11 protein-coding genes and 1 pseudogene are annotated in these 11,728 nt (G+C 57.7%); 6 read left to right on the forward strand and 6 right to left on the reverse strand.

The genetic code is table 11. The features are described from left to right. On the forward strand, positions 1–247 hold a 247-nt coding region (locus O3306_RS21915; protein WP_272011497.1), incomplete at its 5' end, for a hypothetical protein. Here the strand turns inward: O3306_RS21915 and O3306_RS21920 are convergent. The 4 genes and pseudogenes from O3306_RS21920 to O3306_RS21935 all read right to left on the reverse strand — a co-directional run. Beyond that, positions 225–515: pseudogene (locus O3306_RS21920) on the reverse strand (IS6 family transposase); the annotation flags it as partial. The gene O3306_RS21915 and the pseudogene O3306_RS21920 sit on opposite strands and share 23 nt — an antisense overlap. 110 nt (positions 516–625) lie before the next feature. Then, the gene (locus tag O3306_RS21925) at positions 626–1,957 is read right to left on the reverse strand and encodes an aminomethyltransferase family protein (RefSeq protein ID WP_334312372.1); all 1,332 of its coding nucleotides are present in this window, start codon (positions 1,955–1,957) and stop codon (positions 626–628) included. Continuing rightward, a complete protein-coding gene (locus tag O3306_RS21930; protein ID WP_272011478.1) occupies positions 1,905–2,756 on the reverse strand; it encodes a fumarylacetoacetate hydrolase family protein in 852 nt (283 codons plus the stop codon). The genes O3306_RS21925 and O3306_RS21930 overlap by 53 nt, the downstream gene beginning before the upstream one ends. Further along, complete coding sequence (locus O3306_RS21935) at positions 2,753–3,688, reverse strand: ketopantoate reductase family protein (RefSeq protein ID WP_272011481.1); 936 nt, start codon at positions 3,686–3,688, stop codon at positions 2,753–2,755. Before O3306_RS21935 ends, O3306_RS21930 begins: the two co-directional genes overlap by 4 nt. A gap of 145 nt (positions 3,689–3,833) precedes the next feature. Between O3306_RS21935 and O3306_RS21940 the strand changes: the two genes are divergently transcribed. Beyond that, entirely contained in the window at positions 3,834–4,727 is an 894-nt protein-coding gene (locus tag O3306_RS21940) for a LysR substrate-binding domain-containing protein (protein WP_272011482.1), read from the forward strand. Between the two features lie 11 nt (positions 4,728–4,738). On the opposite strand, the gene O3306_RS21945 is transcribed toward O3306_RS21940, so the two are convergent. Then, complete coding sequence (locus O3306_RS21945) at positions 4,739–5,608, reverse strand: Type 1 glutamine amidotransferase-like domain-containing protein (protein ID WP_272011483.1); 870 nt, start codon at positions 5,606–5,608, stop codon at positions 4,739–4,741. Positions 5,609–5,642: 34 nt separating this feature from the next. Between O3306_RS21945 and O3306_RS21950 the strand changes: the two genes are divergently transcribed. The 4 genes from O3306_RS21950 (at position 5,643) to O3306_RS21965 (ending at position 11,052) form a co-directional block, all read left to right on the forward strand. Further along, positions 5,643–7,121, forward strand: coding sequence for an ABC transporter substrate-binding protein (locus O3306_RS21950; RefSeq protein ID WP_272011485.1), 1,479 nt, complete (start codon positions 5,643–5,645; stop codon positions 7,119–7,121). 69 nt (positions 7,122–7,190) lie between these two features. Beyond that, the gene (locus O3306_RS21955; RefSeq protein ID WP_272011487.1) at positions 7,191–8,141 is read left to right on the forward strand and encodes an ABC transporter permease; all 951 of its coding nucleotides are present in this window, start codon (positions 7,191–7,193) and stop codon (positions 8,139–8,141) included. Positions 8,142–8,146: 5 nt separating this feature from the next. Continuing rightward, positions 8,147–9,034, forward strand: a complete 888-nt coding sequence (locus tag O3306_RS21960; RefSeq protein WP_272011489.1) for an ABC transporter permease — start codon at positions 8,147–8,149, stop codon at positions 9,032–9,034. Then, on the forward strand, positions 9,031–11,052 hold the full coding sequence (locus O3306_RS21965; protein WP_272011491.1) for an ABC transporter ATP-binding protein: 2,022 nt from the start codon (positions 9,031–9,033) through the stop codon (positions 11,050–11,052). Before O3306_RS21960 ends, O3306_RS21965 begins: the two co-directional genes overlap by 4 nt. A gap of 181 nt (positions 11,053–11,233) precedes the next feature. Here O3306_RS21965 and O3306_RS21970 read toward each other — a convergent pair whose 3' ends face one another. Then, positions 11,234–11,446 carry a hypothetical protein gene (locus O3306_RS21970; RefSeq protein ID WP_272011493.1) on the reverse strand — a complete coding sequence of 71 codons (213 nt, stop codon included), beginning with the start codon at positions 11,444–11,446 and terminating at the stop codon, positions 11,234–11,236. Between the last annotated feature and the right edge of the window lie 282 nt (positions 11,447–11,728).

Below are 11,728 nucleotides of genomic sequence, written 5' to 3' on the forward strand. Positions count from 1 at the left end.
AAACCCCTTTGATAACACGGAAAAATCCGTGCCCGTCAGGGCGGTGTCACTGGTTCGCAATGGGGATAATGGCGGAGCGGACGCGACCGGCAGCGAACCTTCTCCACTATCTAAGACATTGATTTTATTTCGCCAACTGGCAGCCTTATTTCCATCCGCAACGAACGCGACTGAGATCCAATCCGGATATTTCTTATCTAGCCTTCGTGATCGACAGCCCGCTATAGGTAGTGCCGCTCGCCGTTGATCTTCACGAAGACCTGGTCCAGATGCCACCGCCAGTTCGGATACGACCGCATCTGCAGCACACGTTTTCGGCGAATTCCAACGGCGCACATCAGGCCAAATCTGTCCCACTAGTACCGCACAGTTTCGTGGCTGATATCCATGCCATGCTTGCGCAAAAGATCATCGACGTTTCGCAGCGACACAGGAAAGCGAACATATAACATGACGGCGAAGCGGATAATCTCCGGGCTACTGTGAAAGCCCTTGAATGGGTCTGTTTTCATCATGAGGATAGGTTATGAAAACGCCCTGCCCTCCTCAACTCAAATCCTTCTGACAAGACCAGCATTGTAGCTGGAGCCAAGTGCTCGGGGAGAATTAGCGCTCCCTCGTGTTATCATGCGGTTTCGGAGGCGCGATCTTTCGCAATTCCTGCCCATGGTTCAGGCCCATTGGGCACAGTCGTACTTATGCCGCGCACGATCTCGCCCTTCGGATCATACATCGGCAACGCGCACAGTTCGGCCAGATGCGTCCCACCATCCGTGCCGTCCACCTCGACAATGGCGCCGACCCCTATGTCATTGCCGTTCAGATGCACGATCGCGACACCGCACACCTGATAGGGCGACCAAGTGCTTGACGTGACGCGGCCAATCGCTTGCCCATCCTGTTTCAAGGTTGAACCGCGCACCGCCGTGCCCCCCACGACGCGCATACCATAGGTGCGGCTGGTCCTGTCGGCAGACAACAATGCGTCCCGCCCGATAAAATCCCCGCATTCAAAGTCGATGAACTTGCCCAACCCGACAGAAAACGGGGTTGTCTCCGATGTAAAATCCTGACCTGCTGAAAGCAAGCCCGCCTCAATTCGGCGGCAGCGAAATCCTGGCGTGGCGGTCAGGATCATGCCCTTTTTTGTGCCTTCTCTCAGGATCAGATCACCTAACATCTCGATGTCGTTTTCGGGACGAAAGTAAATTTCCCACCCGAGTTCATTGGTAAAGCCGGTCCGACTGATGATGACATCCTGACCCGCCATCCGCACCTCGACCCAGTCAAAGTACCGCCACGGATCAGGCATCGGTCGATCCAACAGATCGGCCAGAAGCTCCATTGAACGCGGGCCCTGTATTTGGCTGACCCAGACTTCCGGATCGCTGATCTTTACATCCAAACCGATTGCATGCGCTCGATACCATGAGAGCAAGTCCCCATCAGCCTGCGCAAACCAGAACCTATCATCTGCTACCCGGAGCAACAGGCCATCTGTGATCATGCAACCATCCTCGTAACAGGCGAACTGATACGAGCATCTCCCGGTTTTGACCCTGGACACATCGCGCGGGAATATCCGCTGCAACAGCTTCAACGCATCGGGGCCGGCAATCTCATAAGGGTGCTCGCCGGTGTGGCGAAAGATGATCTCTTGCCGGGCTTTCCAATACATTTCGTCCGGTGTGGCATTTGACATTTTTTCAGGCGTCAGCCGCCCGGCATAAAGCGAATATTCAGGATCATATGGCAGTTCTTGATATGTCAGCGGGTGAACCGCCATCGTTCTTGCCAGTTCCACCGGGCGCGATCCTTCAACTGGCAGGGGTTTGACCGAAAAGCGGAGTTTCTTCAGGGCGGGGTTCATCGGTGGTGTCCTTGTTGGATCAAAATTGGTTGGATCAATCGTGTGGGGCGGCGACCGGATTTCGCAATATGCCGACACGCGATACATCGACCTCGACGATATCGCCTGACTTCAGGAATGCGGTGGGCGTACGACTGCCGCCGGTACCGTCGGGCGAGCCCGTGGCAATCACGTCACCCGGGTTCAATTGGGTGATGTGCGACAGATAAGCGACCAACTTGGGAAGATCGTGGATCATCTTTGACGCCATCGTATCCTGCATGACGATACCGTTGACGCGCACGATCAGTTGCATTTCAGCAATCGGCCCAGCCTCATCGATAGTGGTCAGCCATGGCCCCCACGCGCCGGACGCCAGAAAATTCTTGCCCGCATGGATCGAATGCTTTTGCCAGCCACGCACCGACCCTTCGTTCATGCAGGCATATCCTGCCACATGGGACATCGCGTCCGCGGCATCGAGATGCCGACAGGTTTTTCCGATGACGGCCACAATTTCACCTTCGAAGTCATAGGTTTGCGCGGCTTCGCCCAGCGGCATCTCCAAAGGTGCGCCATGCCCTACGAGCGTGTCATCGTAGCGCCCGAAGATCACGATTCCCCCGGACTGCGGGGATGCTCCCGCAACCGGATAAGGCTTTTTGTAGTTCAGCCCGACACACAGGATCTTGGACGGCGCAGGAATCGGTGGCAATAGATCCACCTGCGCCAGCAACAGGGGCTGCGTTCTGCACATTTCCGGCATTTCAGCCAATACATCCGCCTCAAGGGTGGCGCGCAGCGTAGGATATTTTGCCAGAAAGCCGGGATTGACCGACCTGACGGCATCGCCCTCGACAAGCCCGTAAAGACTATGGCCGTCGTGAATAAAGCTTGCGATCCTCATGTGTTTCTTCCCGCAAAGGCGGCTTCCAGTTCATGCACTGCCTTGGTCATTTCGTCGTTTCTGGGAGTTACAATTCCGTGTTTGCGGCCAAGTGGCGGGATTGCCCCGTTGATAAAGTCAATCTCGGATCGCCGTTTAGCCATGTGGTCCAATCGCATCGAGGGGCTTGCCCCGGCCACCAGTTCTGCAAACTTGGTGATATAGGCGACAGGATCATCGAACGAGAAAGAGATACCTTCGGCCAGACCACAGGCATATGCTTCTTGACCGCAGGCGATCGCGACGGACCAGCGATCGGGATCGCCCAGCAACTCACCGACCGTGCAATTGAATACCGCGCAGGGGGCCGACAGGGTGACGTTGCACAGCAGTTTTTCCCAAATCAACTGGTGAATGTCTTCATACGCCTGCGCCTTAAACCCCGCACCTTGCCAGACAGCCTCCATGGCCCGAAGACGCGGGGTGGATCCGCCGGACAATTCGCCCAGACGGATCAGCTTCATCGCTGTGTGATGCACGTGACCCGGCCCGACCATCGAGGCACCGAACCCGTCGGCGACGCCCAGAAAGCAGGCTTTGGGCGGTAAACATCGGGAAATCCCCGCGCCCGCGCCCAACCCATTTTGGATGGTCAGAACGGATGTCTCGGGCCCCACAAACTCGCGAATGGCACTTGCCGCGGCACCAACAGCCGAGGCCTTGGTTGCGACAATGATCAACTCGGCATCGCGAACGACATCAGCATTTCCCGACGCAATGATGCCCGTCACGATATGGTGCCCGTCGGGGCCATCCAGGCTCAGTCCATCGGCGTTGATTGCCTTGATATGCGCCTCCCACGGATCAACGGCGACGACGGAGTGTCCAGCAAGTGCAAAGCGGGCCGCATAGATCGACCCCATCGCGCCCGCGCCTATGACAGCAATTTTCATGGATATCTCAACTCTTGGTTTTCGGGATGCAAATCTTCATCGTGGGCACATCATGTAAGCCCAAGATCGGGCGTTTCAGGGTCGTTGACAAACGAGATTTGCAGGGCCTATAGATTGCTTATTCTTTATCCATAAAGGTGCAGCCATGGCGATCCCTTCGCGACGATTGCCGTTGACAGCCTTGCGTACATTCGAGGCGGCTGCACGTCATCTCAGCTTCAAGAATGCGGCAGAAGAGCTTTCGGTAAGTGCAACCACGGTCAGCAACCAGATCCGCCAACTGGAAAAGGACTGGGGCTGTCGATTATTTCACCGGAAAACCCGCGCGGTTATCCTGACGGAGGCAGGTGCGTCGCTGGCCAGTGTTCTGTCGAAGGCGTTTGCCGATATCCGCGAAGAGGCCGAACAGCACATGGTGGCGACCCGCAAGACGATTACCATCGCCGTGGGACCGATCTTTGGGGCGCGCTGGCTTGGGCCGCGTCTGGCCAAATTCGGCAGGGACCATCCGGATATTGATCTGATCGTGCATCATGGTGCGCGGATCAACAATGCCGAACAGATGGAAACCGATATTGTCGTGGATTGGGGGATCGGTGAATGGGCGGACATCGAAGCCACCAAGCTGATGGAAACGCGCTATTCTCCGATTGTGAGCCCGAAACTGATCGCACAGCATGGTCCGCTATCGCATCCCTCGGCCCTGACGCAACATACCCTCATTCATCAACATGATAGAAGCGAATGGCGCAACTGGTTCTCTCTGGCAGGGCTTCCCAACCAGGGTTTCAACAACGATGTCGTCGTGTTTGATTCCAATGTCGTTCAACGATCCGTCAAGGATGGCCAAGGCGTGGCACTAGGCGTTTTTCCGTTTCTAGATGACGACGTGCAGGACGGTGTGTTGGTCAAACTGTTTGAAATCGACCTGCTGCCGACCCGGGCGTATCATCTATTGACACGTGTGGGCGCGCGGAAACGAAAGGATTTGCGCGCCGTCTGCAACTGGATCGAGGCCGAAGCGGCGGGGGTAGTCTAAAGCAAAACGGTTCAGGAAAATTCAGTAACCGATTGCACAGAAATACCCGAAGCGATTGTTGCAGATACATGATATGCTGCCGATCCATCTCGCGCCGAAAAGGCCCCCGTCACACGGCCCTCTTGGGCAACAACACAGGCCCCATCATCCACGCCGTAGCCGTCAAGCGGCGCGTTCTGTGCAATCAAAATCTCGAATGGCGGGCGTCGCGCCGGTTCGTCCAGATAATGCGGGCATATGCCTGATTTGACCAATCCCAAACCCTTCAGGGGCGCATAGCCCTTGCCGCCCGCGTCAGAGAATGCCCAATCGAACCAGCAGACCCCCCCGGCACTCACTCCTGCCAGAACCAAGCCCTGCGCGTTAGCGCGCTGAAAAAGCGCCGCCAGATGTCGCGTCTGAAGCTGACGGATGAGCGTGGCTGAATTGCCTCCCCCGAAATACACCATGTCCTTCCCGGCAAGCCAGTCTTCGACATCGGTTCGGGACGCGTCCTGACAAAGATGTGAAAGCGTTCCGGCCTGTCCCCGAAACCTGTCATAGAACCGCTCGGTTTTTTCGGTTGAATCGCCGCTGGCCATGCCGACAAAGCCAATGCTGGGCCTGAGAGGCAGAAATTGCAGGCAAAACTCATCAAGGTCGGGATCGCACTGGTGCGTAAATCCCCCGCCACCAATGGCCACGACAATTCCCGATTTTTTCACAGTAGCCTCACCTGATTTGCGACACCCATCGAAGTATGTCCACTTGCCGCCCTCAAGTGCAAGGACTTGAGGGAGCGTTATGGATGGCAATTTCTTACGCCATAGTTCTTCTTTTTTTCGTTTGACGCCGGGCGCTCTCAACTTGGAAACTTGTTCCAAAGTCACTGCAGCCAGCATAGGCTCTACGGCGGCTTCAACGGGAGGAAGATAAATGAAAACTACACTGGGGGTCGCATCGACTCTTATCATAATGGCATCTATCGTCGTTGCAGAGCCAAGCGGTACGTTTCGTCAAGCGCATGAAGTTGGATCGGGTTCAGGATCAAGCCTTGATCCGATCTCGAAGGGGCGTGTTTTTCAGATCACCGAAAAGGTCATGAGCCGCTTGGTGCGTCCTGATATGGAGGGCCGTCCGTCGCCCGATCTGGCGGTCAGCTGGTCCGCGAACGAAGACGCCACCGTCTGGACGCTGAAACTGCGCGAGGGCGTGACCTTTCACGACGGCAGCACATTCGGGTCCGAAGATGTCGTTTATTCGCTGGAACGCGTTCTGGATCCGGAAATGGACAGTCCGGCCCGTTCCGCGATCGCGATGATCAATACCGTCGAGGCGATTGACGAGCACACGATTCAGCTGACCTTGGACGGGTCCTTTGCCGATTTGCCACTGTTGCTGATGGATTATCGACTGCGCATGATCCCCGAGGATGCGGGCGACACGATTGCGACCACCGGCGTCGGCACCGGCCCCTTCATGGTCGAAAGCTTTGACGCCGAAGGCACAACCAAACTGGTTGCGAACATGGACTATTTCGAGGGCGCGCCCGGCGTCGAAAAGATGGAGATCATCGGCATCACCGACGGCCAGGCACGTCTACAGGCCCTGCTGGGTGGCCAGATCGACATGGAGCGCGGGATCACGGCGCAGCAGCGCGTGATGCTGGCCGGATCGGACAATTTCAAGGTGCAGACCATTCCGACCGGCAACTGGCGCGGGTTGATTTTCCGCACCGATGTCGAACCTTTCAATGACGTGCGCGTGCGCAAGGCATTGCGGATGGTCGCTGACCGTCAGGCCATGGTTGATCTAGTCATGGGAGGCGGTGCCGTCGTGGCCTGTGACAGCCCTGTCGGCCCCACCGACCAGTATCGCGCTGAGATGGAGTGTCCACAGGATATCGAAGGTGCCAAGGCATTGCTCGCCGAAGCTGGATTCCCCGATGGTCTGGATATCGACCTGCATGTCGCAACACTTGAGCCGACCTGGCCCGTTCTGGCGGAAGTCTATCAAAAACACGCTGCTGAAGCGGGTATTCGCATCAACATCGTCCAAGTGCCTTCTGACGGGTATTGGAACGAGGTCTGGATGCAAAAGGACGCGGTCACCACACGCTGGAACGAACGTCCGGCGGATCAGGCGTTGAACGAGATCTACCTCAGCACCGCCAAGTGGAACGAAAGCTACTACAAGGATGCCGATTTTGACGCCATCCTGTCCCAAGCGCGCTCGGAGCTGGATTTCGATGCACGGCGTGCGCTCTACGTCCAGGCTCAGGAGCATCTGTTTGACACGGCGGGCACATTGATCCCCTATCATGTGACCCGCCTCGTCGGGACCACTGCGCGCGTCAACAATCTGGACGCAGTCGAAAACAATGCGGTGCGCTGGAATCTGATAACCGTCGACTAACGCACAGGAGGGGCCAATCCCCATGGCCCCCCGACTTTTCAGCGCGATTGGATTTACCCCTTGCTTGTCATGTTGCTGCGCCGCCTTGGCCTTGGCGCGATCACAGTCTGGTTGGTCTCTGTCATCATCTTTGCTGGCGTCGAGATGCTGCCCGGTGATGCCTGCACCGCTTTTCTGGAGCGTGAGGCCAAGGGCAAGCTGCTGGAAAACTGCCGCGAGGATCTGGGCCTCAACCGGTCAGCCCTGACGCGCTATGTCGATTGGGCAGGCAGCGCGCTCCAGGGTGATCTGGGTGTGTCCGCCAACGGACAAAAACAGATATCGGAACTGGTTGGGTATCGGTTGCGCAATACGTTGCTGTTGGCCTTCGGGGCCATGGTGGTCGGCATTCCGTTGGCGTTGTTTCTGGGGGTAGTCGCCGCTCTTTGGCGTGACAGGCCGGTTGATATCTTCGTATCGACCTCGGCAATCTTTGCCATGACCATTCCCGAATTTGTCTCGGCAACCTTGCTGATCCTTGTATTTTCCGTCTGGCTGGGCTGGGTGCCGGGCATTGTGCTGACCTCGGCGAATGCGCCGCTTGTCGAATTTTTCCCCGAAGTGTTGCTGCCCATCGGGGTTCTGACCCTGGTCATGACCGCGCATATCCTACGCACGGTGCGCTCGTCGGTGATCGAGACCCTGGCGTCGGACTATGCACAGATGGCCACGCTGAAAGGGGTGCCATATTGGCAGATCGTGTTTCGCCATATCCTGCCGAATGCACTGTTGCCAACGATCAACGTGGTTGCGCTGACCATCGCATGGCTACTGGGCGGAGTCGTCGTGATCGAGACCGTGTTCAACTATCCGGGGCTGGGGCGGATGATGATCGACAGCATTTCCGATCGTGACCTGCCCGTGACGCAGGCGATCGCCCTGATCATCGCATCGGTTTATGTGATAGTGAACCTGGCGGCCGATATCATGACGATGCTGGCGAACCCGCGCCTGCGCACGGTCCATTTGCGGCAAGGTTGAAGGATATGGCGGAAACAACATCCCTCGTGCGCCCCGGCCCCAGCGCCCGCTTTGGGACCGTGATTTCGGATATCATGGCCCGGCCTTCAGGCGCGATTGGCCTGACACTTGTTTTCGGGCACTTGATGCTGGCGCTTTTCGGGCCGTTCATCGTGCCCTATGACTACACCGAGATGGACGCCAATTTCATGCTTTCGAAACCGTCGGCGGCGCATTGGCTGGGGGCAGATCACCTTGGGCGCGACACGCTGAGCCGCACCCTTCTGGGTGGGCGTGAAGCCATCCTCGTCACCGGTATCGCCACACCGCTGGCTGTCATCTGGGGCGGTCTTGTCGGCATATTTTTTGGTCTGGTCAGCGGGCGTCTGGATGAAATCCTGATGCGTGTCGTCGATGCGTTCTTGTCATTGCCCTGGATCCTAAAGATGCTGGTGCTGATCGTGACGTTTGGGTCCGGGACCGAGGTTTTGATCCCCACACTCGCATTTTTTTACGGCATCCCCGTGATTCGGATTGCCCGCGCTGCAACTCATGACGTAGTTGCCCGTGATTTCGTGCAGGCCGCACGCGCGCGCGGACACAGTCGCGCCACGATTATCCAGCGTGAATTACTGCCCAACGTGCGGGATGCACTGCTTGTCGAAGGCGCAATGCGTTGGTCATGGATGTTGTTGGCATTTTCGTCGCTGTCGTTTCTGGGCTTTGGTGTGTCACCGCCCACACCCGATTGGGGGCTGATGATCGCAGATGCGCGTGGTTTCATGTCCTTCTCACCCATGGGGGTTCTGGCTCCGATGGTTTGCCTGTCATCCTTGATCATCGGGATCAATCTGACGGCTGACGCACTGGCCAAGGCGCTGGGCATCGACCGCGCGCAAAAGGCACCCGTATGAGGCAGACAGATATCAAAACTCGCAATGTTATCGCGATTGACGGCCTGAGTATCGGATTTAGGTCCCGATCCGGCGCAATGGTGCCGGTGCTGCGCAATATCTCCCTTTCCGTCCGCGAAGGTGAGAGTATCGGCCTTGTCGGTGAAAGCGGTTCGGGCAAGAGCACGCTTGCGCTTGCGATGATGGGATACCTAAAGACCGGGTTGATGGTGATGGAAGGGAGCGCCTCTTTTGATGATATCGAGATGTTCACCCAAACCCGCGGATCACTTGAAACGATCCGCGGCGGGCGTCTGGCGCTTATCCCGCAAAATTCAGGGCAGTCACTGACCCCGACGTTGCGGATCGGCGCCCAGATCGCCGAAGCGCTTCGACTGCACTCCTCGCTACCGAAAGAGGCCCATGACGCGCGCGTGACCGAATTGCTAAGTCAGGTTCGGTTGCCGGACCCGGTTAGTATTTCCCGGCGCTATCCACACGAATTGTCGGGAGGACAACAACAACGCGTCGCCATCGCCATGGCGTTGGCGGGTGAACCTGAAGCCCTGTTGCTGGATGAACCAACGACAGGGCTGGACGTGACGACCCAAGCCCATATTCTCGAACTTCTGCGCGATCTGGCCCGCGATACGGGCATGGCTATGGTCTATGTCAGCCATGATCTTGGCGCGATCGCCCGGGTCTGCGATCGTGTCATCGTCATGTATGCCGGCGAGGTCGTATTGGAAGGCAGCGCGCACAAGGTTCTGCGAGAACCGGGCCACCCCTATGCGCGTGGCCTTCTGGCGTCGATCCCCAAGCTGAAGGATACGCATCTGCCGCGCGCACTGGATGGCCGCCCCCCCGCCCCCGGTTACGCCGGCACCGGTTGCTCCTTTGTGGATCGCTGCACCATCGCCTCGGATCAATGTCGCGATGTGCACCCGGACCTGATCCAAGGCACTGACCCCGGCAGCGCAAAGTCCCGCTGTCACCACGTCAACCAAGTCGACAGAATCCCCCTTGTTGGCCAGCGGGCCGTCCGCCAGCGCGACCTGCCTGCCGCCACATCGCTGGAACTGGACGATCTGGCGATTTCCTACGCACGCGTCACCTTTTTGGAGAAACTGGCGAGGCGCGAAAGTCAGGCGACAGCGACGGTTGATGGCATAACGATCACCCTGCGCAAAGGTGAAACTTTAGGCCTCGTTGGCGAAAGCGGGTCGGGCAAATCCACGATCCTCAAATCCGTGGCGGGGTTGTTGCCGCCGGTGCGGGGCACCGTGGGCGCGGCCGATGAAAGTGCTCTGCCACCTCGCGTCGAGGACCGAAACGCGTCACAGTTGCGCCAGATCCAGATGATCTTTCAGAACCCCGACGAAAGCCTGAACCCCCGTCAGACGGTGGCGCAGATCCTTGCACAGCCGCTAAAGCTTTACTTCGGCTTGTCCGGTCAGGAACTGAATGCGCGCAGCACGCAATTGCTGGAACAGGTGCGACTGGGCGGTCACTATCTGGATCGATTGCCCAGTCAGCTTTCAGGCGGCGAAAAACAACGTGTGGCTGTGGCGCGTGCCTTTGCGGCCCAGCCTGATCTGGTGCTGTGCGACGAAATCACCTCGGCGCTGGATGTCTCAGTGCAAGCCGCCGTGCTGGAATTGCTGGATGATCTGCGTCGCGAAAACAATACAAGCTATGTCTTCGTCAGTCACGATCTGGCCGTTGTGCGTGTCTTGTCGGATCGTGTTGCTGTGCTCTATCAGGGCCGGCTGTGCGAAATCGGACGGACCAAGGATGTGTATGGAGACCCTTCACATCCCTACACGAAAGTCCTGCTGGGGGCGGTGCTGGAACCCGACCCTGATTTTGCCCCAACCCTTGTCACCAACGATGCGGTTGAATTGTCGCCCCCCAGAACCGGCTGCCCGTTCCAACGCAGATGCCCCAAACGGACCGGTGACATTTGCGACTCCGTGGCTCCGCCCCGTCGAGACTTTGCAGATGGTCACACGATCTGGTGCCATCTCGAAAATTTGTGACCTGCGCGCTTTCAGCGCAAAACCGGCTTAAGCGGAATGGAAAAATTGTCGTATTTTAAACCGATGTGCTCATCCGCCATTGGGTCGCTCAGCGCATACCAGTTCTCGAGGAACTAGACCCGCAGCATCCGCGGTCGCCCGCCCTTCGACCCGCCTTTCGGATAGTAATCCTCGATCAGCGTCATTTGCAGGGCCTGACCACAACAAAGTAAATGCTACCATTGCCCGTGAATCCGTTGTGCAGCATCGCCAATTCTTCGGCCGCCCGCGCCTGTAACTCCCTGCTGTATTCCGCGACCGGCGGACATGCCGTCAAACCGCCTGTTTCAAAACCCTCCGCCGCGCAGCCGGTCAACCAGCTCGTCGCGATCACGAGGACGGCGAGCCGCAGCACCCAGCGTCCAGCGTCCAGCGTTGGTTTCCATTGGCCTTCTCCGCGACCCACGTTTGGCGAACGATGGCTAACGACTGGCGCACAAAGTGCGATCAATCCTGCGCACCAAGTTCCTGACACTGGACACATGCCATTTACGGCGCGCGACGCGTTGGACCGCAAATTGCGGGTTTCGCAAATTCCCGGACACGGATTTCAGTAAATCCCGGACAGGGATTTCGGTAATTCCCGGACAGTTCCGGGGGCCTTGGGCACGGTTGGTCATCGCCTGCGCCGTTACGG

It is taken from the genome of Roseovarius sp. ZX-A-9 (assembly GCF_028369135.1).
In the GTDB taxonomy this organism is placed as follows: Bacteria; Pseudomonadota; Alphaproteobacteria; order Rhodobacterales; family Rhodobacteraceae; genus Roseovarius.

Bases quoted from the DNA above. Each gene is read 5' to 3' on its own strand.
- O3306_RS21960 (WP_272011489.1), top strand. From the start codon at position 8,147: ATGGCGGAAACAACATCCCTCGTGCGCCCCGGCCCCAGCGCCCGCTTT.
- O3306_RS21950 (WP_272011485.1), top strand. From the start codon at position 5,643: ATGAAAACTACACTGGGGGTCGCATCGACTCTTATCATAATGGCATCT.
- O3306_RS21925 (WP_334312372.1), bottom strand. From the start codon at position 1,957: ATGTATCGCGTGTCGGCATATTGCGAAATCCGGTCGCCGCCCCACACG.
- O3306_RS21930 (WP_272011478.1), bottom strand. From the start codon at position 2,756: ATGAGGATCGCAAGCTTTATTCACGACGGCCATAGTCTTTACGGGCTT.
- O3306_RS21955 (WP_272011487.1), top strand. From the start codon at position 7,191: ATGTTGCTGCGCCGCCTTGGCCTTGGCGCGATCACAGTCTGGTTGGTC.
- O3306_RS21940 (WP_272011482.1), top strand. From the start codon at position 3,834: ATGGCGATCCCTTCGCGACGATTGCCGTTGACAGCCTTGCGTACATTC.
- O3306_RS21935 (WP_272011481.1), bottom strand. From the start codon at position 3,688: ATGAAAATTGCTGTCATAGGCGCGGGCGCGATGGGGTCGATCTATGCG.
- O3306_RS21965 (WP_272011491.1), top strand. From the start codon at position 9,031: ATGAGGCAGACAGATATCAAAACTCGCAATGTTATCGCGATTGACGGC.
- O3306_RS21945 (WP_272011483.1), bottom strand. From the start codon at position 5,608: ATGCTGGCTGCAGTGACTTTGGAACAAGTTTCCAAGTTGAGAGCGCCC.